Source organism: Bacillus paralicheniformis (assembly GCF_002993925.1).
GTDB lineage: Bacteria > Bacillota > Bacilli > Bacillales > Bacillaceae > Bacillus > Bacillus paralicheniformis.
The window spans coordinates 1,528,970-1,554,349 of the sequence record NZ_CP023665.1; the positions used below are offsets into that span (position 1 = coordinate 1,528,970).

The following is a 25,380-nucleotide window of genomic DNA, read 5'->3' on the forward strand; positions in this document are numbered from 1 at the left end:
TTTATTTTGCCTCTGAAGCTTTTTTGCGCGACGTTTTTTTCTTTTTTTCCCCGGTTCCTTTTGCAACAGGCGTTTTTGCCGCTTCCCGGTCAGGCGCTTTTGTCCGTTCGATGCTGGCTTGGAGAGCGCTCACGAGATCGATGACATCCTCGCGCGGAGCGGCGGCTCCGGCATTTGGTGTGACACCCTCATTATGATCGATTTTCTCTTTGATTTTATCCATCAGCGCAAGTCTGTACGTATCTTCATATTGTTCAGGCGCAAATGTCGTCGTCAGCTCGTCTATTAGTGAAATCGCGGTTTGCAGCTCTTTTTCGTTGACCGCGGTTTCCTCCGGAACACCGGGTACGTGGGCCGCGTTTCGGACTTCATCAGGGTAGTGGATAGACTCCATTAAAATGCAGTTCTCGTAGACGCGAAGAATGGCGAGCTGTTTTTTGGAGCGGATGGTCATATGGGCGATTCCGATCTTTTCTGTTTTTCTGAGCGCTTCGCGCAAAAGTGAGTACGCTTTTACACCGTTATCTCCCGGTCCGACGAAATATGAACGGTTGAAATAGATGGGGTCGATTTCCTTTAGCTGGACAAAATCAACAATTTCGACAGCTTTGTCTTCCTGCTCTTCTTTGAGCTGTTTCAGCTCATCGTCCGATAAGACGACGTATTTGCCTTTAACATATTCGTAGCCTTTGACGATGTCGTCGGGCGCGATTTCCTGGTGGCAGTTTGTGCACTTTTTCTCATACTGAATCGGGGCGCGGCATCCTTTATGAAGCGACCTTAATTTAATATCCTTATCCTCTGTCGCTGCGAACAGTTTAATGGGGATATTGACAAGGCCGAAGCTGATTGAGCCTTTCCACATCGTATGCATCGGTTCGGTTCAACTCCTTTTCTTTTATTGATGCCTCTCTGCAGATTGTTTCATGAATAGCAACTTATGGATAACAGCGCGAAAAAAAGCATCCAGGCTTCGGCCCGGATGCTTGCGGCGATACAGTGATTTGCTTGGGGAAAGCGCTTAGTTCGGCTCGGGTTCCTCCTGCAAAGACGGCCTGTTCTTTCTGGCGAGAGAAGAAGAAAAATATTGATATCTGCTTTTGCTTTTGTGCTTCGCGGCGTACATGGCCATGTCGGCTTTTCTCATCAGCTCATCACCGTCTGTTCCATCGGCCGGGGAAACGGCGATTCCGATGCTGACGGATGTTTTGAGACGGTGCTCTTTAATGTGAAAAGGCGTTTCAAACTGACTGATCAATTGCCTGGTCAGCTGATCGGTTCCATGTAAAGGGGCGACAATGATAAATTCGTCACCGCCTAACCGGGCGATGAAGCCTTCATCAGGCACACAATGCGCCAAACGCTGTGCTGCTGCCACCAGCAGCAGATCTCCGACGTCGTGGCCAAGGGCGTCATTAAACACTTTGAAACGGTTTAAATCCAAAAACAATACGGCCGTCCCCGTCTTCTGCCGCTCCAGAGCATTTGCGAGATGGTCGACTGCATACCGTCTGTTTGGCAAATCTGTCAACGCGTCATAGTGAGCCATTCTATGGATTTTGCGTTCTGCTTCACGCTGGTTTGTCATATCTTTACAAATGACATAAATGCTGTCAAGCTGCTTTCTGACGTACACCGGTATCAGCGTCACATTTACATCAAAACGCTTTTCAGCTATTTCGATTTCCGTGTCGCGGTTGAGGGCCTGTTTTTCATTTTGGACCTGAAGAAACCAGTTGAGCAGTCTGTCATGATCCTCCTGTCGAAAAAACGAAGACAGGCGCTCAGGCTCAACTCCCATTTTTTCAAGAAGGCTGTATCCCGATGAATTGGCGGAAAGCATTTTGCCTTCAAGTGAAAACACGTAGATCGGATCAATGTTGTGGTTAATTAAGGACTGGAACCGTTCCTCATTATCTTTGATTTTCTCGATATGAAACAGCAGACGCTTGTCAGTGAAGGCGCCGAAAATCAAGAAGCATTGAAGCATCAGGCTGACAAGTACGATCATAATGCCCAGTTCAATTGCATCGATTCCTTCGCGGCCTGTATCACGGCCGTCAGTCATGAAAAGAGTAGCTGCTGCCATTCCTGTATAGTGCATGCCGGAAATGGCACCGCCCATTAAAAGCGCGCTTCCGATTTTAATGAACAAGATCCGAAAGGAGCCGGTTTTTTTGGCGAATACCACCGACAGTTTTAAGGCAGCGAAGGAGGCGAAAATGGCGATTGCAAAAGAGGCGGCATAAAGAACGGGATGATAGACGATTGTCATATTCTCCATCGCCTCCATCCCGAGAAAATGCATGGATGCGATCGCACTTCCCATTGCAAGGGAGCCCGCCGCCAGTCTTGCATTCGTCGGTTCTTTTCCATTCACAACATAAAATGAAATGAGCGAGCCTGCGAAAGCGGCAACAATCGAAAGCAAGACGAATCTCAAATCGTATTTCATTTCTTCGGCTGTCTGAAATGACAGCATCCCGATAAAGTGCATAGACCAGATACCAAGCCCCATCGTGAGGGATCCGGCCAAAAGCCATCCGATATTTTTCCTGCCCTTTGTATGGACGACCCGTTCCGATAAATCAAGGGCTGTGTATGCTGCCAAAACCGCAGTGATATAGGATAAAAGAACGAACCATCCATTATATTCACCAAAAACTTCTGTCACTTTCTTCTCCGCCTTTTTGTACTATGATGAAAAATCTGAATTTCTATACTGTATTATGAAAGGCCAGACTGCCGTACTCTTAACCGTTGACATAAAAAAAGCGGCAATAGCGCTACATCCGGTATAATTCGTGAATTATACTATATATAATGAAATTCGCCAATAAAAAATGATATCCTTCTGCTCTTTCTAAGGAGGACTTCCCATTTTGCTCTTCAATTTTCCTGAATTGTGTTAAAATCGTTTTTGTACGTTCTTTGGAACTTGAAATTATCAATCGTCAAAGGTTGTGGTCGATATCGAGGAGTTTATTTTATCATTGGCTGAGGCGTTTAAGAGCCTCTCGTATTTAGGGATTTTTCTGGCGCTGTGCATCGAATTCGTGCCGGCTGAAATCGTTCTGCCGCTTGCCGGCTACTGGGTGTATCAAGGCGATATGTTGCTGATCGGGGTCGTTGCCGCAGGTTCACTGGGAGGTGTCGCAGGTCCGCTGACGCTTTACTGGCTCGGGAGGTACGGGGGGCGGCCGTTTTTGGAGCGCTACGGCAAATACTTCTTCATTAAGCCTGAAGCGCTCGAAAAATCGGACAGGTTTTTTGAAAAGCACGGGGGGTTTGTCGCATTCAGCGGCCGGTTTATACCGGGCATCAGAACGCTGATTTCCATTCCGTGCGGACTCGCTAGAATGAACGTGTGGGTGTTTTGTATTTATACATTCCTTGCGATCACGCCGATTACGTTCGTCTATGTCTATTTAGGCTTTTACCTCGGCGAAAACTGGAGCAAGGTCGGCAGCCTATTGGACGGATACCTTCTTCCGGTCGGCATCGGATTCATCGTTTTGTTCGTTCTTTACCTTTGGGTGAAAGGCAGGCGGAAGAAAGTCAAATCGCAAAGCGTTTCAACTTTTTTAAATAAAAATAAGGATTGACAGCCGGGCGCATATGAGGTTAATATTATCTTATAATTCAATATTTTCTTTTATCCCAAAGGGGAGTAGCGTCCGGATGTTAAAACCGGAAACAAAGTCGTCAGTTCATGGATGTTCATCCATCGGCTTTGTTGGCATGATTTAATCAATGATAACCATGTCTAGCAAGACCTTTGCCTAATGTTGGCAGAGGTCTTTTTTGTTTTCTGAAAATACCCTGCTGCATTAGCGGGAATAAGAGAAAGAGACAATCACTTAGGAGGAATTATAAAATGGATGCAGCATTATTACTTGAATATGGTTGGGTTCTTCTCATCCTAGTCGGGCTGGAAGGTATTTTGGCCGCGGACAATGCCCTCGTCATGGCGGTCATGGTTAAACACTTGCCTGAAAAAGACAGAAAAAAAGCGCTCTTCTACGGGTTGGCCGGCGCGTTTGTGATGAGGTTCGGCGCTTTGTTTGCGATCTCTTTTCTTGTCAACGTCTGGCAGGTGCAGGCGATCGGCGCCGTCTATCTGCTTTACATCTCCATTCACCATATTTTGAAAACCCATGTTTTCAAAAAGGACGAAAAGGTGAAAGAGTCGAAGCAAAGCGGTTTTTGGCCGACGGTTATCAAAGTTGAGCTGGCGGACATCGCGTTTGCCGTCGACTCGATTTTGGCGGCGGTTGCGCTGGCTGTCACACTTCCGGCAACGAACCTGCCGCAAATCGGCGGACTTGACGGCGGACAGTTCATGGTGATTTTAGCCGGTGGGATTATCGGACTGATTATTATGCGTTTTGCTGCAAGTCAATTTGTGAACTTGTTAAAGAAACGTCCGAGCCTGGAAACGGCTGCTTTTCTGATTGTCGGCTGGGTTGGTGTGAAACTGACGCTCTATACGCTCGCACACCCGCAAATCAACATCGTCTCTGAACATTTTATTCATTCAGGTACTTGGAAGTTCATCTTCTGGGCGGTGCTGATCGCTATTGCGCTCGGGGGATGGTTTATGACAAATCCGAACAAACACGAGAATAAAGCTGCAGAGGAGTAAACAGCTTTCGCCAGACTGCCGGTCTTTCACCGGCGGTCTTTTTTGTTTGCCCGCACTGGGAAGCACTAGGGATGATTGCCCTAGTCCAACCGAAATAAGATTTCATTTTATTAACAGGCGTGTTACAAAAACGGCGGGAAAACCCCCTTAATCGTCAAACAGATCACGAATTGTTCTAGGAGATCAAACAAATCATTGTCACAATTGAAAAATTAGAAATGAATACCGCGTTTTCTCCTTTGCGAATCCCTATCAAATTAGCTATCATTAATGAGTAGTATAGGGAGGAACTGAGGTGAAACCAGTGCTTAGCCTTTTGTTTAAGACAGGAAAAAAGAAACAACAATCATTAGAAGAGTCTGTAATAAGCATACAAAAAGGAAATCAGCAGTTGCAAAACGAGCTTATCCATCAGTATAAGCCTTTTGTGGCTAAAACGGTTTCATCCGTGTGCAAACGATATATAGATGAAAAAGATGATGAATTCAGCATCGGCTTGATTGCATTCAATGAAGCCATTGAAAAATATTCTTCAGATAAAGGAAATTCTCTGCTGGCATTTGCAGAGCTGATCATTAAGCGCAAAGTCATTGATTATATCAGAAAAGAAGCGAGAAATGCCCAGAATATCAATATGGACATGCAAGAAGGAGAAGAACAGGAATCCTCTCAAAGCATGATTGAAGCGGAGCTTTCCATTCATGAATTCAACCGCATGCTCGAACAGGAGCAGAGGCGGGAGGAGATTTTCCATTTTAAAGAAAGGCTTAAAAGTTTTGGCCTGTCTTTTTCCGATTTGCTGGAGCATTCGCCGAAACATACGGATGCAAGGCAAAACGCCATCAAAGTGGCATATACGCTAGTCGAACATGAAGAGTTAAAAAAGATCTTGTTTGAAAAAAAGCAGCTTCCCGTCAAACAGCTTGAAAAGCTGGTGGCTGTCAGCAGAAAAACCGTAGAGAGAAACCGCAAATATATCATTGCTATGGCGATCATTATAACGGGCGATTATGTTTACCTTAAAGATTATCTAAAAGGGGTGCTCAATTCATGAGAAGAGGAATTATTGTAGAAAAAAATAAAAAATTCGTCACATTGCTAACCCCTGACGGACAATTTTTAAAAGCAAAGAGCACAGAGGAAGATTATGAAATCGGTCAGGAAATTGCTTTTCCCGCGGAGACAAGAATGTCGAGGAAGCGTGCGGGCTTTTTTGATCTGCTTTCGCTCCGTCCGCTGAAAGCAGGCGTTTTTTCAATCGCGGCGATCATGCTGCTCGCTTTCATGATCATCCCTGATGTTTTAAACAATAAAGCATACGCCTATATGACGATCGATATCAATCCAAGCTTTGAATTGACACTCAACAAAAACTGTGAAGTTATCGATTTGGTGCCGCTGAACGAGGATGGGAAGGACTTAATGAGCAGTATAGAAAATTGGGAAAAGTCTGACTTTAAAGAAGTGATCAGTGAAATTGTCGAAGACAGCGATAAGAGCGGTTATGTCACCGAATCAAAAGAAGTGCTTATCGCCACCGTATATGAAAACAATAAAGATGATACATATAAGGCGACGGTAAAAAGCGAAATCGATCATGTAGCGAAAAAATACGAGCAGCAGAACTATAAGATGGAAGCGGTGGAATCAGACCTTGATACGCGTGCAAAAGCACAAAAAGAAGGCATCTCAACAGGCCGTTATATCCGTTCCCACAAAGATGAATTAGAAGACAAAAACAAAGATGATGACAATGAAAATAACAAAGATGATCAAAATCAGGAAGAAGATACAGGAGAAAAAGAGAAAGCTGTGAAAGAAGAAGATCAGCCGGAACAACATATGGATGATGAAGAATCAGACACGGAAGGTCATCCGGACGGCGAAAAACCTTCAGATCAAGATCACTCTCAATCTGATCAAGAAATGGAAAAAGAAAAGGAGTCAAAATCCCCTAATACCGAAAACCCTCAAGAACATAACCATAATGACAAAGACGGTCAGCAGTCGGAGGAAGGAACGCAGAGAAGCGGTTCCGGCACAAATCAAGAGAGCCCTAAAACTCCTTATCAAAAGGAGAAAAAACCTTCTGACCAAACAAATCAACAAGAATATCCGCCGAGCGGGCCCGGCGAATAAACCATAGGGTATTTATTTGTCAGTATGCCCATTCATTTGAGCTTGTGCCTGCTGTACAAGTCGTTTTGTCATTTCCCCGCCTACAGACCCGTTTGAGCGAGCGACCGAGTCCGAGCCGAGCTGGACGCCGAACTCCTGGGCGATTTCATATTTGAACTGGTCTAAAACCTGCTCCGCCCCGGGAACGACGAGTTTATTCGTTCTTGCCATGATTCTCAACTCCTTTTTCAATTGGTACTGCTTGTTTAGTTTGAAATGGACTGAGGCTTTTTATGCTGGCAATTGTTGAAGGTGTAAAAAAACGCCTGGCTCAATAGCCAGGCGCACCGGTCAGCGGCGATTACTTCATACCATATTTTAAGAAGACGCTGTCAATCATGGAATGGGCGGTCGCCTGTATGTGCGAAGCGATAACGGATAGCACAGTGACAGCGGTGATATCTCTCGCTTTGTTCCATTCGGGATCGGCCAGATCTTGATAAAAACCGCGGAGCTGTCCAGTCTGCTCGATGACGATTTTTTCGAGCGCCGATTCATTCAGCGTATAGTCTTTGATCCGGTACACATAATCGAGAACCCGCGCATACCCTTCATAAAAGCGCAGCGGACTCACCACATCATCTGAGCGGTCTGTAATCGTATTAAAAACCGTTGTTAAGATTGGACGGATCGTTTCGAAGTCATAAACCGATTTTAAGTCTCGTACAATGAGAAGGATGACGGCTTGGTCGATGGAATATTTTTTGCCGAGTTCCGGATGTCCCATCAGATCTTTTATATCGCGTTTGATCCAGTTTTGGATGGCTGTCGATTTTAAGGATGTCAGTTCGCACAAATTTCCAAGTTCAACAATTTCATTTGTGGAAAGCCCGTGTTCCGTTTTTGGCTTTTTTCGTTCGTACCGGACAATGAATTCGGGGATGTCCAAATTGTCTTCCGGCTCATCGAGCGCCAAATCGGCCGATCTCAAAAGAATCGCAAGCGGACTGACATCCAGCTGCCCTTTTAAAGCGTACATCAGTTTGGCCATTTCCAGGCGAGTCAGTTTAAAAGGTTTCATCATTCCACCTCATTATGTATTAAAATGAAATAGCAAACAATATAAACATTATCTTACGTCTTATCGCTTGCATTTTCAATTCTATGCCGTATAATTTTATTATACGAGTTCATTTGATCTTATTATAACATGGAGGTAATCATGGGAAAAAGAATCTTTCTCTTTCTTTTATCGAACATTTTAGTTATTACGACGATCGGTATTGTGCTGTCCATTATCGGTTCGCTGACAGGCGTAGGCACGTATTTCACGGCTGGCGGCGGCATCGATATTGTTGCGCTTCTCGTATTCAGTGCGGTTGTCGGCTTTGTCGGCTCCTTTATGTCGCTTTTGATGTCAAGATGGATGGCGAAAATGGCTATGGGCGTTCAGGTGCTGAATCCTGATAAGCAAACGCTCAGCTACGAAGAGCAGCAGCTCGTTGACCGGGTATATAAGCTGTCCCGCGCCGCCGGACTGACAAAGATGCCGGAAGTCGGCATCTACAATTCACGCGAAGTGAATGCCTTTGCGACAGGGCCGTCCAAAAACCGCTCGCTTGTCGCTGTATCGACGGGTCTTCTTCAGGAAATGGATGACGACGCAGTGGAAGGCGTTCTTGCTCACGAAGTCGCGCATATCGCAAACGGCGATATGGTGACAATGACGCTCCTTCAGGGAATCGTCAACACGTTTGTTGTTTTCTTCGCCCGGATTGCGGCATGGGCTGTTTCACGCGTTGTCCGTGAAGAGCTGGCGCCGATCGTTCACTTTATCGCGGTCATCGTATTCCAAATCGTGTTTTCCATTCTCGGAAGCCTTGTCGTGTTTGCGTACTCCCGCCACCGCGAATATCATGCGGATAGAGGAGGAGCGGACCTTGCAGGCAAGGATAAGATGATTCATGCGCTCCGCTCGCTTGAGCAGTACACTTCAAGAGTCAAAGAAGAGCAGGCATCTGTTGCCACTTTGAAAATCAACGGGAAAAAGCACACATCGCTTTTCTCAACACACCCTGATTTAAGCGACAGAATCCGCCGTCTGGAAGCAAAATAATCAATATGCAAACCCCCTTTTTCAAGGGGGTTTGCTTTTTAAATTTAAAAATCGAAAATCGGCTGTACATAAGAGCATGTTTCCTTTAAAATGGAACACGTTATACACAAGAAGCGCAACTTTTGAATATTGAAAAGAAGGAACGATTATGAAGGTTTTATTGAAAAAACTACTGCGCGTGCTGTCTCCTGTACAGCTGATCGCGCTCTATTATTTTTTGGCGGTGACGGTTTCCGTTATATTATTAAGTCTGCCCGTTGCACACAAGAATGATGTGGAATGGTCATTTATCGATGCCCTTTTTACTGCGGTGAGCGCAGTGAGCGTAACCGGTTTGACGGTTGTTGATACAGCTGATACATTCAGCACGGCCGGAATATGGATTTTGGCGTTTGTTCTGCAGTTTGGCGGGATCGGTGTGATGGCGCTCGGAACATTCGTCTGGCTGATTTTCGGCAAGCGGATCGGTTTGAAAGAGCGCCGGCTGATTATGACCGATCAAAATCAATCCAACTTATCGGGCCTTGTCAAGCTGATGAAGCACGTGCTCGGCTTGATCCTGCTGATCGAGCTGTTTGGCGGGCTGATTCTCGGAACTTATTTCTTAAAGTACTTTGAGACACCTGGAGAAGCCTTTATGCACGGATTTTTTACAAGCATCAGTGCAACGACCAACGGAGGTTTCGACATTACAGGCAACTCGCTGATTCCGTTTCAGCATGATTATTTCGTTCAGTTTATCGTGATTATGCTGATCATTCTTGGAGCGATCGGCTTTCCGGTCCTCATCGAGGTAAAGGATTTCCTGCTCAGCAAAGAACGGAAATTCTCTTTCAGCCTGTTTACCAAATTGACATCAGTCACTTTTTTCCTTTTAGTGATTGGAGGTGCGATCGGCATATTTGCCATGGAAGCGCGCTTTGCTTTTTCAGGGAAATCGTGGCACGAGGTATTATTCTTTTCGCTGTTCCAGTCGACGACGACCAGGAGCGGCGGACTCGCGACGATCGACATCAGCCAATTCACACACACGACTGTTTTATTCATGTGCATGCTCATGTTTATCGGCGCTTCGCCAAGCTCTGTCGGAGGGGGCATCCGGACAACGACCTTTGCTTTAAACCTCTTGGCGCTGTTCCACTTCGCGAGGGGAAATAAATCGGTGAAGGTTTTCAAACGTGAGCTGCACCAGGCGGATTTAATGAAATCATTGATTGTGACGCTGATGGCGGTTATTCTCGTTTTCGGCTCGACACTTGTTTTGACAGTAACGGAAGAGCATTCTTTGCTTGAACTGCTGTTTGAAGTGTGTTCCGCCTTCGGTACGACCGGCTTGTCGATGGGCATTACTTCAGATTTGAGCACGATCGGCAAAAGTGTCATCATCCTTCTGATGTTCATCGGCCGAATCGGCATTGTCACGTTGCTTTATTTATTCGGCAGAAAAGAAATCGAAGCGAACTACCATTATCCAAAGGAAAGAATAATTATCGGATAAGAAAGACAGTTTAGTTAAACTGTCTTTTTTTATGATCATAAAGTCGGTCGCTGTATTTATTTGTATGATATAATGCTTAAATGGCGGATTGAAAAAAAGGGGGAAGCAACGATGAAAATGAGAGTCATCCATTTGTTTATAGCCGCCGGATTTCTATTGCTCGCCGGAGCCTGTTCTAACGAGCCGACAGCAAAAGAAAGCATGGATCAATATGTAAACAAATGGAACGATCAAAAATTTGAAGAAATGTATGAACAGCTGTCGGCTGAAGCGCAAAAATCGATTTCAAAAGACGATTTCATCAAGCGCAATCAATCCATTTATGAACAGATCGGAGTTTCCGATTTGAAGGTTTCAGCCGTCGATAACGATGAAGATGAAAAAAATAAAGAGAAAAAAGATGCAGTGACAATACCGTATAAAGTCAGCATGAATACATTGGCCGGCCCCGTTTCTTTTGAAGGGAAGGCAAAGCTTGTCAAAGAAAAAAAAGACGGTGACACGTCATGGAAAGTCAACTGGAACCCATCCTTTATTTTTTCACAGCTGAAGGAAGGGGAGACCATCCGGATTACCGCCAAGGAACCAGCGAGAGGCATCATTTATGACAGAAACGGAAAGAAACTCGCTACGAATGCGACAGTGCCTGAAATCGGCGTCGTTCCGGGGCAGCTCGGAGATGATAAAGATGGTGTCATCAAAAAGCTCGCGAACATGCTTGACATGGAAAAAGAAGACATCGAAAAACAGCTGTCCGCAAGCTGGGTGACGGACGAATCATTCGTTCCCTTGAAAAAAGTGAAGCCTGGTAGCACAGAGCTTCTTAAAAAAGCGACCTCTCTTCCCGGGGTTTTGAAACAAGACACGCAATCAAGATACTATCCTTACGGTGAAAAAGCCGCACATCTTACCGGTTACATACGGCCGATTACTGAAGAGGAATTAAAGCAGAATAAAGAAGGCTACAGCGAGCATTCACTGCTCGGAATCGTCGGTCTCGAACACATTTATGAAAAAGAACTCAGAGGAGAAATCGGCTGGACGATTTCGATTCCTGAATCAAACGCGACGGTTGCCTCAAAGGATGCAAAAGACGGAAAAGACATCCATACCACGATCGATATCAACAAACAGGAAGAACTGTACAACCAGTTAAAAGATGACTCCGGTGCTGCCGTTGCGTTAGAGCCGCAGACTGGAGAAACGTTGGCGCTTGTCAGCGCGCCTTCATACGATCCGAACGGGTTTTTGTTTGGCTGGAAAAAAGGAGAATGGGAAAAACTCAACAAAGATGCGTCTGCGCCATTCACCTCTAAATTTAATAAAACCTATGCTCCGGGTTCAACGATCAAACCGATCACGGCTTCAATCGGTCTGAAAAATGACGCGATCAAAGCGGATGAACCTAAGAAGATCGAAGGGAAGGAATGGCAGAAAGATTCGTCATGGGGCGGATATAAAGTCACACGGGTTTCCGATCGATTAAGCGATGTCAACCTGGAAAACGCGCTGATCACTTCCGACAACATTTATTTCGCGCAGACCGCCCTTGACACAGGGAAGGATCAATTTGTCGAAGGCCTGAAATCATTCGGCTTCGAGGAAAAACTTGATTATGAATTCCCGACGAAGTCTTCCTCCATATCAAACGAAGGAATCGACTCGGACATTCTCCTTGCCGATTCAGGATACGGACAGGGGCAAATGCTGATGTCGCCGATACACCTCGCGGCAAGCTATACGCCTTTCTTGAACGATGGTAATCTGATCAAGCCGCACCTGATCAAAAAGGACGGCGAAGAGAAAGAAATATGGCATAAAAACGTACTGCCCACAGGCGGAGCAGAAGCGATTACAAAAGGATTGAAAGGCGTTGTAGAAGACCCTCGCGGCTCGGCTTACAAGCCGGTTGTCAAAGGGCTCACGATCGCAGGGAAAACGGGAACGGCCGAGCTGAAAACGAAGAAAGACGAAAAAGGTAAAGAAAACGGCTGGTTCACCGCTTATGATTACAAAAACAAAAACCTTTTAATCACGATGATGATCGAGGATGTGTCAGATCGCGGCGGCAGCTCATATGTCGTCAATAAAGTGAAAAAAGTGTTTAAATAAGCACCCTCAGGGTGCTTATTTTTTTGCCGAAAACTGGATGTGTGGAATGTACGGAAACGGAAAGGATATGGATGAAACGACAAAAGAAAGGAATGTCATCATGAAAAGAAAAGTTGCCAGAAATGAAGCGGCTCTTAACAATAAAACGCCTGCTGAAAGCATGCATGATCATCAATACATGACCCAATATGATGCCGAAAACGGAGACAGGGGCGCCAACCGCAACTCGAAACAAGGGAAGCAGGGAGAATCACACCAATGAAAAAACATCAAAAAAGCAAGGATATGCAAAACCATAAAAAACCGATGAATCCAGATGTGCTTCAAGAGGAATTTTCAAACGAACTGGGCGATGTCAACGCCTTTAAATTGATTGATGTGATCGAGAACAATAAAAAGAAGAACAAAAAGGCGGACGGACAGCAGCGGGATAAAGATTAAAACTGCGGATCAAACGAGAAAGGTGCAAATCGGAAACGATTTGCACCTTCCAGCGTGTCGCCAAACCCTCGCATTCGTTGTCAGGCCTGCGCGTCGGTGCTCACGAATTCTAACATTCGCTCCGCTCCGATGCTCGGCCTTCCTAGACTGCAAGGGTTTTCAATCACGCTGATGGGATGAAAAAATCGCAAAACAAAAAAGCTGTTTTGCGATTTTTTCAACAATCTGAAAGGTCCAAATCGGAAACGATTTGGACCTTCATTTATTTTAAATAAGGGTTATATCCGTTGTCTTTTTTTAAGATCCTCATTAAATTCGTCATTTTCAATTCGATGAACGGCTGGGCGACCGTTTTCACAAATCCGCTTGATAAGCAGAAAGTTAAAATCGCCGTGGCGATGATTAATAGTGTCAGACTTTGATAATCGGCAAGCCATTCTTCCACTCCCGTTTTTCTGAACGACTTGATGATAAAGCCGTGCAGCAGATAGACATAAAATGTGCGCGTTCCCCACAGGGTAAAGAAATACCGCCTTTCAGGCACAAGCGCCATGAACGCGAAGGTTGAAGCGAACGTGATGACGAGGAGCGCCACTCGGTTTAACCCGCTTTTTATCCCGACATCGCCGAATTCCGAATAGGGTTTGGACCCGAACAGCCAGGAGTAATCGAAGTCTACAAAAAAGTAGAAAACGAACGTTGCTGCTAAAACGGCTAGAGCGGCCTGCTTGCCTTTCCAGCCTCTCAGTATTTTAAAATGGTCTTTTTGCAAATAATAGCCCGCCAAAAAGACCGGGAAGAAAACAAACGTGCGGGACAGGCTGAGCGTGTTGCTGATCAAGTCGATATATCCGACAAGAACGGCGATCGCAAAGCTTGCGGCAAACGCCCATTTCGCCGGCAGTTTTGTGAATGGGAACAACAGGATATTCCAAAAGAACAAGCTCAGCAAAAACCAAAGCGACCATTGCGGTTCAATCGGATTTGCGGCCGTTAAGCTTTGATCATCGATAAAGGAATAAAACAGCGTATAGATTCCCTGGAAAATCAAATAAGGAACAATCAGCTTCCAGGCGATTTTTTTGACATAGCCGTGGCGGTTGAACCCTTTTGCAAAATAGCCTGATATGAGAATAAAAGCAGGCATATGAAACGTGTAAATAAATTTATAAATATGAAGCAGAGCATCATTATCATGAATATAGGACCTGATTATATGTCCGAATACGACGAGAAAAATTAATAGGAATTTTGCATTGTCGAAATAGCTGTCGCGCGAAGTCGCCATAACATCACCCTTTCACAAACATTTTCAGGAGACGCCGGTGCGGGAAGCGTCTGAACCCCGGAACATTCTTTCCGGAATGACGTCTTCCACCAGTCTGGCCTCATTTTAAAATTTTAAAATAGAAAGCATGTGTTTTCCTATGCATTAAGTCTTATTGTTAGGTCGATGTAATTGAACAGTAAGGAACTTTTATATCGTCATCTTCCTGTAAAATAGGCGGAAAGGTTGTAAAAGTTCGAAACAAATGAAGGAAGATTTTCCGGTTTGTAGAATAATTGGAGGACAGGTTTTCAAGAAGGAGTGTAATAAATGGAGGAAACTCTTGATTTAAATGAATCCTTAAATCTGCAAAACCAGCTGAACAGACTGAAGAAAGAGAACGCCAAGCTGAAAGCGGATTTGTATCAGTATGAGCTGCTGTTTAACGGGACGCTGGACGCTATTTTTATATTGGATAAACAGATGAACATCATCCAGGCGAATGATGCCGCCTGCAAAATTCTGCAAAGCCAAAAAAAGAATTTGCTGGACCGGTCGGCGCTCGACTTCCTGCACGCCGTCCCGCCGGATGAACTGAACCAGAGCATTCAACGCTTTTTGGAGCGGGGATATGCGAAAAAAGAAGTGGCCATCAGGCTTGACAACGGATCTGTCAAATATATCGAGTTTACTGCAAGCAAAGGAATCGGTGAAGACTGCTATTTTGTCGTCATGAGGGACATTTCATCGAAAAAAATATTGGAGCGGGAGCGCACCATTAATGAAAAGCTGTTTAAAGATTTGTTTCACCGCGCGGTTGAAGGAATCGTCATCTTTGATAAACAAGGCTGTTTCATCGATGCGAACCATTCGTTTTGCCAGAGCTTCGAAATTGAAAAAACAGAGCTTTCAAAACTGAAGCTGTCTCAATTCGTATCCCCTGAAAACAAGGGGCGGCTCGATAAAATCTGGAATGCTCTTTTCAGAAGAGGGAAAGCAAAAGGGGAGCTTCCTGTCCGGCTCAGATCAGGAGAAGACCGGCTGTTTGAGCTTACGATAACCTCGAACATTTTAAACGGCTTTTACATGTCGATTATGAGGGATATTACCGAGAAGCGCTCGATGGAAAAACAGCTGTTTAAAAGCGAAGAACGCTTTAGAGAAGTCTTTGAAAATGCGATGGATGCCATTATACTGATGAATAACGACGGCCGCATCGTCAAAGCGAACCAGTCGGCCTGCAAAATCTTCGAACTGCCGATGGAACAGCTTCTCAACAAGAAGATGACCGATTTTATTGATCAAACCGACCAGAGGTACCATGCCATTCAAAAGCAGTATGATCAAAAAGGGGAAATCCGGGCGGAACTGCTGTTTCGTATGGCAAACGGACAATATAAAGAGCTTGAGTTCACGTCAAAACGGATCATGTTCGACAGCCAGGACCTAACCATTTTAAGAAATGTCAGCGACAGAAAACGAATGGAACAAGAATTGCGGGAAAGCGAATTGAAGTTCAGAAAAGTATTCAACGGATCAATGGACGGAATCGTTCTTTTCAACAACCAGTACGACATTATCGATGCGAACCCCCTTGCCGGAAAAATTCTCAGCACCCCTCTTGAACAGCTGAAAACGTCCAATCTACTTGATGTCATCTCCGGCTATCATATAGAAAACGCAGCTTCTCCCGCTAAAACGATTTCCTTAGAAGAAATGGACAATGACATCCCATTCCTGCTGAGCGACCAAAAACGGATTCTTGAATTTTCATTTAAAAGAAATATCATTCAAAATATGAACTTGGCGATGCTCAGAGACGTGACAGAACGAAAAGAGCTTGAAGAGCGGCTCCGCAAGTCTGATACCCTTCACGTCGTCGGCGAACTCGCAGCCGGAATTGCCCATGAAATCCGCAACCCGATGACGGCGCTAAAAGGATTTATCCAACTGCTGAAAGGCAGCATCCAAAATGAGGATCACGCGCTTTACTTTAATGTCATCACATCAGAACTCAAAAGGATTGAATCGATTATTACGGAGTTTCTCATCCTTGCAAAACCGCAGGCGATTATGTATGAAGAAAAAAATATCGTCAAAATCATGCAGGACACAATGGATTTGCTGCACGCACAGGCAAACCTTGACAACGTTCAGATGCATCTGAAGTGCGAAGGCGGCATTCCGCTGATTTATTGCGAGCCGAATCAGCTGAAACAGGTATTTATCAACATTTTGAAAAATGCGATTGAAGTGATGCCTGACGGAGGCAACGTATATGTGTCGATCAAACCGAAAGGAGACGACCATATCATTATCTCGCTTGCTGACGAAGGAATCGGCATGACAGAAGACAAATTGAAGAGGCTCGGCGAACCTTTTTACACGACAAAAGAACGGGGCACTGGACTCGGGCTCATGGTCAGTTATAAAATTATTGAAGAGCATAATGGAAAAATCGAAGTTGAAAGTGAAGAAGGGAGAGGCACGACATTCCATCTGACTCTCCCGATCAGACAGCATCATGAGGAGGAGGCTTAATCGCATCGTGGGCTTTTATATTGAAATGACCTCGCCTTTTGGACAAGCTTACATTGTCGAGGAAAATCACCACATTACGCATTTGCTATTTGAAAAAGATGAACTAAAACAGCTCCAGCAAGACGGCTTGGAGCTTCGCCGGACCGAAACGGAATTGTTGAAGGAGGCAAAGCGCCAGCTCGAAGAATATTTCAGGGGGGAGCGGAAGACGTTCACCCTTCCTCTCCGCCAGGATGGAACCCCGTTTCAGAAAAAAGTGTGGGAGGCGCTGCAGTTGATCCCGTACGGTGAATCACGGAGCTATTTAGATATCGCGTGCGCCGTCGGGAATCCGAAAGCGGTTCGCGCAATCGGCCAGGCCAATAAAAGAAATGCGCTGCCGATTTTGATCCCGTGCCACCGTGTCATCGGCAAAAATCGTTCTTTAACGGGGTACTCCGGAAATGAAACGGATAAAAAAGCGGTGCTGCTCGACATCGAAAATATTGCGTATAAGGGAAAATAATATACGAGCACGCCGTTTCTTTTTTTCGTCAGCGACATATAATTTTATTAAGTTAAAAATGTTGGTCTTGGTAAAAAAGGAGGACGAATAAGTGAAAACGAACCGCCCGAACAAAATAGCAGGATACGCGGAATTGTTCGTCAAGCTGCACGTGTTGACCGAAGAGCAGAAGAAAGACATCATCAAATCGATTAAAATCCGCTAAAGCGGCCTAAGTAAGGGCTTCAGCGGAAAACAGCGCTTCAATTTCTTCTTCAAACCTGTCTGTGATAATCCCTTTTTCCGTAATGATGCCAGAGATTAAATCGTGCGGCGTGATATCAAAAGCAGGGTTGAACACTGGCACCTCTTGCGGAGCTATTTGCGTTCCGTTTATCAGCCTGACTTCATCCGGATCGCGTTCTTCAATCGGAATGTTGTCGCCACATGAAATCGAAACATCAAAAGTTGACAGGGGAGCGGCGATAAAAAACGGGATTTGAAAGGCTTTGGCGAGGATTGCCAAGCCGTATGTTCCGATTTTATTGGCTGTATCTCCGTTTCTCGCGATCCTGTCCGCTCCGACAATGACGGCTGAAATGTTTTTTTCTTTCATCGTATGGGCAGCCATGCTGTCTGTAATCAGCGTCACGTCAATTCCCCCCTGCATAAGCTCCCACGCCGTCAGGCGCGCCCCTTGCAGGACAGGCCTCGTTTCACAGGCATAAATATGAAGGTCGAGGTCCTTTGTTTTGGCAAGATAAAACGGGGAAAGGGCCGTACCGTACCTGCTTGTCGCAATCGAGCCGGCGTTGCAGATGGTCATGATGCTGTCACCCGATTTGAACAAATGCAGTGCATTCTGTCCGATTTGCCGGCACGTTTCTTCGTCTTCAACCTGGATCTGAATGGCTTCATGGATCAGATTTGTTTTTGCTTCATTGACCGATTTTGCGTCCTCCGCACTTATTACCAGCCGATTGAGAGCCCAGGATAAATTGACGGCTGTCGGCCTTGCCTGATTGAGTTCATCTTTGATTTTTCCGAGTTCCACCAGAAACGCGGAAACGTCAGATGTATTGATGCTTTGTGCGCAAAGGGCGAGTCCGAAGGCGGCTGTAATGCCGATGGCAGGTGCACCCCTCACTTTCAGCGTTTGAATCGCATCATAGACGTCTTCTTTTGTTGTGAGGTGCAGGTATTCCGTCTTTTCGGGAAGCTTTTGCTGGTTCAGAATTTTTACCGATGCTTCTTCCCATTCGACAGAGCGGGGCACCGCAAATTGTTCAGGCATGTCATTCACTCCTTAAGTGCGTTCCGAAACGCTTCAATCAAGTCTTTTGGCGTCCGGAAACCACTGCGTTTTTCTATGAATGCTGCGCCTATTTTAAGGGCGAGCTTTTTTTGGCTGATTCTCCGGGAAAACGGAACGATTGTTTCAAGGTCCGCCACATGGGCAAGGCCGATCGTCCGGCGGATCATTTCGCAGCCGGCAAAGCCTGCTGCGTCTTCAAACGCCTGCTTCAGAACTGATTCAAGGCGTCCTTTCTCATTTTTGCAAGCGTCAAGAGCATCGTTTTCCCATGCTTCGCTGAATGTCCGGCTGAACGTATGCCAGACGGTCTCGACATGGCGGTATAAAGGAGCCCGCCTGTTTTCTTCGCGGGAAAGCGCGTGCAGCAGCAGGTTGGCGATAAACTGTCCAATGTCAAACCCGATCGGGCCGAAAAACGCAAATTCAGGGTCGATGATTTTCGTTTCGGCTTCTTCACTTGCGAAAATGCTGCCTGTATGAAGGTCGCCGTGGATCAGCGTTTCCTCTGCAGACAAAAAGCGCTGTTTCAGTTTTGCCGCTTCAATTTTTAATGCTTCATTGCGCCAAAGATCTTCCGCTTCATCGCGAAGCTCTTCTTCGAAATCGTTTGTCTCATGATCAAAGAAAGGGTCTGTGAACACAAGGCTTTCTGTAATATCGCACAGATCCGGATTCGTAAACTGCTTCACAAGCCGCCCTTTAACTGTTGGGTCAAGTGAATATTCAGACGAGTAAAAATGTGTTTTTCCAAGGAATTCTCCGATGTCTTCCGACAGGTGCGGATAATCCTTCCCGTCAATCAGTCCTTTTCTGGCGATTTCCAAGTGAGAAAGGTCTTCCAATACGGTAACGGCAAGCTCGGTGTCAGAATAGTACACGTTCGGGACAAGGTGCGGGACATGCTCGGCTTGGCGGATCAGCGCACTGCTTTCGATTCTCGCCCTGTCAAGCGACAGCGGCCAGCTTTCGCCGACGACTTTCGCATAAGGCACCGCCTGTTTGATGATCAGCCCTTTTTGCTGCTCTTTGTCATACACGCGGAAGACCAAATTCAAGTTTCCGTCCCCGATCTCCCGGCATGTCAGGGTGCTTTTGCTTGGAAAAAGCCCGAGGCGAACGGCCAGCGCGGCCGCGGAGCTTTCGGTCAAAGTTTCGTATGCTGCGGTTTTCGTTACGGTCATGTGTGATTCCCCCTAAATGTCGTTAACAATAAAAAAGCCTCTTTCTCATCGAGAGAAAGAGGCTGATTTGTCGCGTTCGCCTCTCTTATCTCTCAGAATTCAAAGTCTGATGGAATTAGCACCGTGCCCTAGCGGCGCAGAATTTCGCGCCCCATTTCACAATGGTATTACGGTCGGTTGCTGTTGGGGTCATTAGGCCAGTCCTTCACCCAACTCTCGATAAGAGAAATCAATATAAAATTTTGAAATTTCAGTTCGGTCAGTTGCTGAAAATGTTACCAGCATCTCAGTTTTCTTGTCAACACTTTTTTAATATAAATCTCTGCGAATGTCCTCAAAAACCGGAATTTGCCCCCGCGCTTTTTCAATGTCCCCGAGGTTGATTTCGGTCCTGATGACGGCTTCACCGCTCCCTGCTTCAGCGAGGGTGCGGCCGAGCGGATCAATGATGATGCTGTGACCCGCAAATTCGTTTGCCGGGTCACTTCCCGCTCGGTTGCAGGCTGCGACAAAGCACTGATTTTCAATCGCTCTGGCTTTTAAAAGGCTTTGCCAGTGATCGAGGCGGGCGAGCGGCCATTCCGCCGATACAAAGATGATGCCCGCACCTTCCTTCGTATGTTTTCTGATCCATTCCGGGAAACGGATGTCGTAGCAGATAAACCCCGCAGCCGGGATCCCTTCAAGCTCGAAGCTCCCGTCGCCTGAGCCCGCTGACAAATAGAGGTGTTCGTCCATCAGCTGGAAAAGGTGAGCTTTGCTGTATTCTTTGATCAAATGTCCGTTTTTGTCTGCGATGTACATGATATTGTACACACCGCTTTTTTTCTTAACGGCGACAGAGCCGCAAATGATATGGACACGGTTTGCTTTTGCCGTTTCCTGCAGCCATCTCTTCGTTTGCCTGCCTTCTTCATCTGCGATGGAGCCGAGATTTTTTAAATCATAACCCGTCGTCCACAGCTCGGGAAGGAGAAGAACATCCGCTTTCCGGCTTTCCTGTTCGATCAGCTGCTCCGCTTTTTTAAAATTTTCAGAAGGATTGCCGTATGCGATATCGAATTGCAGACATGAAATTGTCAGCTTCAATCTGGATCACCTCATTTTTTTCTTTACATTTTACATTTAACAATATATGATGATGGACTATCATTTCAAGAATTTTTCAAAAGCGGGTGAATCATATGAAATTTGAGCTTTCAGATGTGCTGAAACAGCTGCCTGAGCAGTTTTTCGCTTCCTTGGTGAAAAAGGTGAATGAAAAAATCGCCGCCGGCCATGATGTGATCAATCTCGGCCAGGGGAATCCCGATCAGCCGACACCTGATCACATCGTTGATACAATGGCGCAAGCCGTTCGCAACCCTGAAAACCATCAGTATTCCTCCTTTCGCGGCAGCCGTTCACTCAAGGAGGCGGCAGCCGCGTTCTATCGAAGGGAATACGGTGTAGAGCTCGATCCCGAACGCGAAGTCGCTGTATTGTTCGGCGGAAAAGCCGGTCTTGTCGAGCTTCCGCAATGTTTGTTAAATCCGGGGGATGCCGTGCTCGTTCCCGATCCAGGCTATCCCGACTACTGGTCGGGCGTTGAGCTGGCAAGAGCGAACATGGCAACGATGCCGCTTACAGCGGGCAATCAGTTTCTGCCTGACTACAGCCGGATTCCGAAGGAAGTGAAAGAAAATGCGAAGCTCATGTATTTAAATTATCCAAACAATCCAACCGGTGCCCAAGCCACGCCTGTTTTTTTCGAAGAGACTGTCCGGTTTGCCAAGTCAAACGGAATTTGCGTCGTCCACGATTTTGCCTACGGTGCGATCGGCTACGACGGCAAGAGGCCTGTCAGCTTTCTCGAAACGGAGGGGGCAAAAGACACAGGAATCGAAATTTACACGCTTTCCAAAACGTATAATATGGCTGGATGGCGGGTCGGGTTTGCAGTTGGCAACGCATCTGTGATCGAAGCGCTGAACCTTTATCAGGACCATATGTATGTCAGCCTTTTTAAAGCGGTCCAAGACGCCGCGGCAGCCGCGCTTCTATCAGACCAAGCGTGTGTCAAGGAGCAAAATGAGCGCTACGAAAAAAGGCGGGATGTATGGATTCGTGCGGTCCGCGAAATCGGTTGGCACGCGGATGCTCCGCAAGGTTCTTTTTTCGCCTGGATGCCTGTCCCTGACGGGTATACATCTGAGGCTTTTTCCGATCTGCTTCTCGAAAAAGCGAATGTCGTCACAGCGCCCGGCATCGGCTTCGGCAAATACGGAGAAGGCTATGTGAGAGTCGGCCTCTTGACAAGCGAAGAGCGGCTCCGGGAAGCGGCTTCGCGCATTGCCAAGCTGAATATATTCAAAAAGACCGGCCACAGTCATTGACAACCGGGAAAAACGATGGGATAATTCAAAATAATTTATAAAATCAATATTCTTATCAAGAGCAGGCAGAGGGACAAGCCCGATGAAGCCCGGCAACCGACTTTTTAAGCACGGTGCTAATTCTTGCAGCTGACGCTGAGAGATAAGGATTCGAACCTGAAATGCGAAACCTCTTTTAGCTAAAGCAGCAAAAGAGGTTTTTTATATGCATGAAGCAGGAAGGAGCTACAGAATGAGTGAACTTTTGGCAACATATGTTTTGACAGATCAAGGATGTGACGCAGAAAAGCGGGCCGAGCAAATTGCGATCGGACTGACGGTCGGGTCGTGGACAGATCTGCCGCTCTTAAAGCAGGAACAGCTGAAAAAGCATAAAGGACGCGTCGTCAAGGTCGAAGAAACAGAAAGCACGCTGGGGGAAAAACAGACAACGGTCACCATCGCTTATCCGGAAGCCAATTTTACAAGCGACATTCCCGCTGTGCTGACGACCGTTTTTGGAAAGCTGTCTCTCGACGGAAAAATCAAATTGGCGGATTTGGAGTTTTCGCAGTCTTTTAAACAATCATTGCCGGGCCCGAAATTCGGCGTATACGGGATCCGGAAAAAAATCGGCGAATTTGAAAGGCCTCTGTTGATGAGCATTTTTAAAGGCGTCATCGGCCGCGATATGGAAGACTTGAAGGAACAGCTCAGACAGCAGGCGCTCGGCGGAGTGGATTTGATCAAGGACGATGAAATCTTATTCGAAACAGGCAGTGCCCCCTTTGAAAAACGAATCACGGAAGGAAAAAAAGTGCTTGAGGCAGCTTTTGAAGAAACTGGGCGCAAAACGCTGTATGCCGTCAACCTGACGGGCAGGACAATGGAGCTGAAATCGAAGGCGAGAAAAGCAGCCGAGCTCGGAGCCGATGTGTTGCTGCTGAATGTGTTTGCCTACGGGCTCGATGTTTTGCAAAGCCTTGCGGAAGACGACGACATCCCGCTGCCGATCATGGCGCACCCGGCAGTAAGCGGCGCACTCACTTCGTCGCCGCATTACGGTTTTTCCCATTCGCTTTTGCTCGGCAAGCTCAACCGGTATGCGGGTGCTGATTTCAGCCTGTTCCCTTCACCGTACGGAAGCGTTGCTCTGCCGAAGCAGGATGCGCTTGCCATATATGATGAATGCACGAAGGAAGACGTTTTTAAACCGACATTCGCCGTTCCGTCGGCCGGTATTCACCCCGGCATGGTGCCGCTCTTGATGAAAGACTTCGGCATTGACCATATCATCAACGCAGGCGGGGGGATTCACGGTCATCCAAACGGAGCGGCAGGCGGAGGAAGAGCGTTTCGGGCGATCATTGATGCCGTCCTGGAAGCGGAGCCAGTCGAAGAAAAAGCAAAGCGTTCTCCCGATTTGAAGCTCGCCCTTGAAAAATGGGGAAGGGTTGAGGTTTCCGTATGAAGCAGCCGCTTATCATTTGCGATTTTGACGGAACCATTACAACGAACGACAACATCATCAGCATTATGAAACAATTTGCTCCAGAAGAGTGGCTCGCTTTAAAAGACGGGGTTCTGTCCAGGGACATATCGATTAAGGACGGGGTCGGCAAAATGTTTCAATTGCTGCCGACAAGCCTGAAGGAGGACATTATGGGATATGTACTGAAACAAGCCGAGATCCGCCCCGGGTTTACAGAGTTTGTCTCTTTCCTGGATGAGCAGGGTCTTCCGTTTTACGTCGTGAGCGGAGGGATGGACTTTTTCGTCTATCCACTGCTTGAAGGCATTGTCGAAAAGGAACGCATTTACTGCAATGAGGCCGACTTTTCAGGGCGCAATATCGAGATCCGCTGGCCGTATCCGTGTGACGGCAGCTGCGGAAATGAATGCGGCTGCTGCAAGCCTTCTATCATCCGCCGGCTGAAAGGCCGGGACGATTTTGTTGTCATGATTGGGGACTCTGTTACAGATGTTGAAGCTGCCAAATGTTCCGACTTGTGCATCGCGCGCGATTATTTGCTGCGGGAATGTGAGGGGCTCGGCCTGAAGCATGCGGGATTCGGCGATTTCCGTGATGTAAAGCGAATACTTGAAGAGACCGCGGAGGTGAAAGAATGGACCCTGAGCAAAAATGGCAAGAACTTGCCGAGGTAAAAAAAGAGCTTGCGGAAAGGGATTGGTTCCCTGCGACAAGCGGCAATCTGTCAATCAAAGTATCAGAAGACCCGCTGCGATTTCTCATCACAGCAAGCGGAAAAGATAAGCGAAAAGCATCCGCGGAGGATTTTCTGTTGGCGGACGAAGAGGGGAGACCGGCGGAGACCGGACATACGCTGAAACCGTCAGCGGAGACGCTGCTGCACACCCGTGTCTATCAAAATACAAACGCGGGCTGCTGTCTTCACGTCCATACGATTGACAACAATGTCATCTCAGAGCTTTACGCAAAAGAAAAGCAAGCGACATTCAGAGGCCAGGAAATCATAAAGGCGCTCGGTCTTTGGGAGGAAAATGCGGAGGTTGCGATCCCGATTATCGAAAACAGCGCTCATATTCCGGATTTGGCGGCGGATTTTGCCGGACACCTTTCAGGCGATTCAGGGGCAGTGCTGATTCGCAGCCACGGCATTACCGTCTGGGGAAAAACGGCATTTGAGACAAAGCGGATGCTTGAAGCGTATGAATTCCTGTTCAGCTGGCATTTAAAACTGAAAGCTTTGCAGGCTTACCACGTTAATTAAAAAGGGGGAGAAAGCATGGCGACAATTCGAATCCATGATGAACAAAACACGACCATTGAAAAGCAGGAAGAAGTAGAACAATTTCTAAAGGGGCAGGAGGTCATTTATGAAAAATGGGATATCACAAAGCTGCCGGCCGGCTTAAAAGAAAAATACGATTTGACCGATGAAGAGAAACAGGAGATTTTAGACGTCTTTGCCGCTGAAATCAAAGACATTTCAGAACGCCGCGGCTATAAAGCGAGCGATGTCATCTCGCTTTCCGACCAAAATCCGAAACTCGATGAGCTCTTGAAAAATTTCAAACAGGAACATCATCATACAGACGATGAAGTCAGATTTATCGTCAGCGGCCACGGCATCTTTGCGATAGAAGGAAAAGACGGCACATTTTTTGATGTCCTCTTAAATCCGGGAGATTTGATCTCCGTTCCTGAAAACACCCGCCATTATTTCACGCTTCAGGAAGACCGAAAAGTCGTGGCTGTCAGAATCTTTGTGACGACAGAGGGCTGGGTGCCGATTTATGAGAAAGAGAGTGTGAGCCGATAATGA

At 46.5% G+C, this 25,380-nt stretch carries 25 protein-coding genes and 2 riboswitches; of the genes, 17 read left to right on the top strand and 8 right to left on the bottom strand.

The window, feature by feature from the left end:
• Window position 1: 1 nt before the first annotated feature.
• On the bottom strand, window positions 2-874 hold the full coding sequence (gene ku, locus CP943_RS07840) for a non-homologous end joining protein Ku (RefSeq protein WP_079289243.1): 873 nt from the start codon (window positions 872-874) through the stop codon (window positions 2-4).
• Between the two features lie 147 nt (window positions 875-1,021).
• Entirely contained in the window at window positions 1,022-2,674 is a 1,653-nt protein-coding gene (locus CP943_RS07845) for a diguanylate cyclase domain-containing protein (protein WP_023856782.1), read from the bottom strand.
• Window positions 2,675-2,963: 289 nt separating this feature from the next.
• Between CP943_RS07845 and CP943_RS07850 the strand changes: the two genes are divergently transcribed.
• The 4 genes from CP943_RS07850 (at window position 2,964) to CP943_RS07865 (ending at window position 6,784) form a co-directional block, all read left to right on the top strand.
• Window positions 2,964-3,605 carry a DedA family protein gene (locus tag CP943_RS07850; protein WP_026579816.1) on the top strand — a complete coding sequence of 214 codons (642 nt, stop codon included), beginning with the start codon at window positions 2,964-2,966 and terminating at the stop codon, window positions 3,603-3,605.
• Between the two features lie 272 nt (window positions 3,606-3,877).
• Window positions 3,878-4,645 (top strand): TerC family protein, encoded by a 768-nt coding sequence (locus tag CP943_RS07855; RefSeq protein WP_020451122.1) that lies wholly within the window; start codon window positions 3,878-3,880, stop codon window positions 4,643-4,645.
• A 295-nt stretch (window positions 4,646-4,940) separates the two neighbouring features.
• Window positions 4,941-5,699 carry an RNA polymerase sigma factor SigI gene (gene sigI, locus CP943_RS07860; protein ID WP_023856784.1) on the top strand — a complete coding sequence of 253 codons (759 nt, stop codon included), beginning with the start codon at window positions 4,941-4,943 and terminating at the stop codon, window positions 5,697-5,699.
• On the top strand, window positions 5,696-6,784 hold the full coding sequence (locus CP943_RS07865; protein WP_026579815.1) for an anti-sigma factor domain-containing protein: 1,089 nt from the start codon (window positions 5,696-5,698) through the stop codon (window positions 6,782-6,784). The genes sigI and CP943_RS07865 overlap by 4 nt, the downstream gene beginning before the upstream one ends.
• 12 nt (window positions 6,785-6,796) lie before the next feature.
• Here CP943_RS07865 and CP943_RS07870 read toward each other — a convergent pair whose 3' ends face one another.
• Together CP943_RS07870 and CP943_RS07875 are read right to left on the bottom strand one after the other, a co-directional pair.
• The gene (locus CP943_RS07870) at window positions 6,797-6,994 is read right to left on the bottom strand and encodes an alpha/beta-type small acid-soluble spore protein (RefSeq protein WP_020451125.1); all 198 of its coding nucleotides are present in this window, start codon (window positions 6,992-6,994) and stop codon (window positions 6,797-6,799) included.
• Window positions 6,995-7,124: 130 nt separating this feature from the next.
• On the bottom strand, window positions 7,125-7,844 hold the full coding sequence (locus tag CP943_RS07875) for a DUF1836 domain-containing protein (RefSeq protein WP_020451126.1): 720 nt from the start codon (window positions 7,842-7,844) through the stop codon (window positions 7,125-7,127).
• 141 nt (window positions 7,845-7,985) lie between these two features.
• Between CP943_RS07875 and htpX the strand changes: the two genes are divergently transcribed.
• From htpX to CP943_RS07900, 5 genes are all read left to right on the top strand, one after another.
• The gene (htpX, locus tag CP943_RS07880) at window positions 7,986-8,879 is read left to right on the top strand and encodes a protease HtpX (RefSeq protein WP_020451127.1); all 894 of its coding nucleotides are present in this window, start codon (window positions 7,986-7,988) and stop codon (window positions 8,877-8,879) included.
• Window positions 8,880-9,027: 148 nt separating this feature from the next.
• On the top strand, window positions 9,028-10,377 hold the full coding sequence (locus CP943_RS07885; RefSeq protein WP_026579814.1) for a TrkH family potassium uptake protein: 1,350 nt from the start codon (window positions 9,028-9,030) through the stop codon (window positions 10,375-10,377).
• A gap of 111 nt (window positions 10,378-10,488) precedes the next feature.
• Window positions 10,489-12,489 (top strand): penicillin-binding transpeptidase domain-containing protein, encoded by a 2,001-nt coding sequence (locus CP943_RS07890; RefSeq protein ID WP_020451129.1) that lies wholly within the window; start codon window positions 10,489-10,491, stop codon window positions 12,487-12,489.
• 46 nt (window positions 12,490-12,535) lie between these two features.
• Complete coding sequence (locus CP943_RS07895) at window positions 12,536-12,751, top strand: hypothetical protein (protein WP_035399921.1); 216 nt, start codon at window positions 12,536-12,538, stop codon at window positions 12,749-12,751.
• Entirely contained in the window at window positions 12,748-12,930 is a 183-nt protein-coding gene (locus tag CP943_RS07900) for a hypothetical protein (RefSeq protein WP_020451131.1), read from the top strand. The genes CP943_RS07895 and CP943_RS07900 overlap by 4 nt, the downstream gene beginning before the upstream one ends.
• 262 nt (window positions 12,931-13,192) lie before the next feature.
• Here CP943_RS07900 and CP943_RS07905 read toward each other — a convergent pair whose 3' ends face one another.
• Window positions 13,193-14,218, bottom strand: coding sequence for an acyltransferase family protein (locus tag CP943_RS07905; protein WP_026579813.1), 1,026 nt, complete (start codon window positions 14,216-14,218; stop codon window positions 13,193-13,195).
• Between the two features lie 309 nt (window positions 14,219-14,527).
• Between CP943_RS07905 and CP943_RS07910 the strand changes: the two genes are divergently transcribed.
• From CP943_RS07910 to CP943_RS22655, 3 genes are all read left to right on the top strand, one after another.
• Window positions 14,528-16,738, top strand: a complete 2,211-nt coding sequence (locus tag CP943_RS07910; protein WP_020451133.1) for a PAS domain-containing sensor histidine kinase — start codon at window positions 14,528-14,530, stop codon at window positions 16,736-16,738.
• Between the two features lie 7 nt (window positions 16,739-16,745).
• Window positions 16,746-17,243: a methylated-DNA--[protein]-cysteine S-methyltransferase gene (locus tag CP943_RS07915; protein WP_020451134.1), complete on the top strand. Its 498-nt coding sequence runs from the start codon at window positions 16,746-16,748 to the stop codon at window positions 17,241-17,243.
• Window positions 17,244-17,334: 91 nt separating this feature from the next.
• Entirely contained in the window at window positions 17,335-17,448 is a 114-nt protein-coding gene (locus CP943_RS22655) for a hypothetical protein (protein ID WP_023857319.1), read from the top strand.
• A 6-nt stretch (window positions 17,449-17,454) separates the two neighbouring features.
• Here CP943_RS22655 and mtnA read toward each other — a convergent pair whose 3' ends face one another.
• From mtnA to CP943_RS07930, 3 genes are all read right to left on the bottom strand, one after another.
• Window positions 17,455-18,516, bottom strand: a complete 1,062-nt coding sequence (mtnA, locus tag CP943_RS07920) for an S-methyl-5-thioribose-1-phosphate isomerase (RefSeq protein WP_020451135.1) — start codon at window positions 18,514-18,516, stop codon at window positions 17,455-17,457.
• A gap of 5 nt (window positions 18,517-18,521) precedes the next feature.
• Window positions 18,522-19,718 (bottom strand): S-methyl-5-thioribose kinase, encoded by a 1,197-nt coding sequence (gene mtnK / locus CP943_RS07925; protein WP_105980907.1) that lies wholly within the window; start codon window positions 19,716-19,718, stop codon window positions 18,522-18,524.
• Between the two features lie 82 nt (window positions 19,719-19,800).
• Window positions 19,801-19,944, bottom strand: a riboswitch (SAM riboswitch).
• Window positions 19,945-20,027: 83 nt separating this feature from the next.
• Window positions 20,028-20,807, bottom strand: coding sequence for a carbon-nitrogen family hydrolase (locus CP943_RS07930; protein WP_020451137.1), 780 nt, complete (start codon window positions 20,805-20,807; stop codon window positions 20,028-20,030).
• A 95-nt stretch (window positions 20,808-20,902) separates the two neighbouring features.
• Between CP943_RS07930 and CP943_RS07935 the strand changes: the two genes are divergently transcribed.
• The 5 genes from CP943_RS07935 to CP943_RS07955 all read left to right on the top strand — a co-directional run bounded on the left by CP943_RS07935 (window position 20,903) and on the right by CP943_RS07955 (window position 25,377).
• A complete protein-coding gene (locus CP943_RS07935; RefSeq protein WP_020451138.1) occupies window positions 20,903-22,093 on the top strand; it encodes a pyridoxal phosphate-dependent aminotransferase in 1,191 nt (396 codons plus the stop codon).
• A gap of 49 nt (window positions 22,094-22,142) precedes the next feature.
• A riboswitch (SAM riboswitch) is annotated at window positions 22,143-22,242 on the top strand.
• Window positions 22,243-22,325: 83 nt separating this feature from the next.
• The gene (gene mtnW, locus CP943_RS07940) at window positions 22,326-23,543 is read left to right on the top strand and encodes a 2,3-diketo-5-methylthiopentyl-1-phosphate enolase (protein WP_123032323.1); all 1,218 of its coding nucleotides are present in this window, start codon (window positions 22,326-22,328) and stop codon (window positions 23,541-23,543) included.
• A complete protein-coding gene (mtnX, locus tag CP943_RS07945; protein ID WP_105980908.1) occupies window positions 23,540-24,238 on the top strand; it encodes a 2-hydroxy-3-keto-5-methylthiopentenyl-1-phosphate phosphatase in 699 nt (232 codons plus the stop codon). The genes mtnW and mtnX overlap by 4 nt, the downstream gene beginning before the upstream one ends.
• A complete protein-coding gene (locus CP943_RS07950; protein WP_105980909.1) occupies window positions 24,199-24,825 on the top strand; it encodes a methylthioribulose 1-phosphate dehydratase in 627 nt (208 codons plus the stop codon). The genes mtnX and CP943_RS07950 overlap by 40 nt, the downstream gene beginning before the upstream one ends.
• A 15-nt stretch (window positions 24,826-24,840) precedes the next feature.
• Window positions 24,841-25,377, top strand: a complete 537-nt coding sequence (locus CP943_RS07955; protein ID WP_020451142.1) for a 1,2-dihydroxy-3-keto-5-methylthiopentene dioxygenase — start codon at window positions 24,841-24,843, stop codon at window positions 25,375-25,377.
• Window positions 25,378-25,380 lie beyond the last annotated feature (3 nt).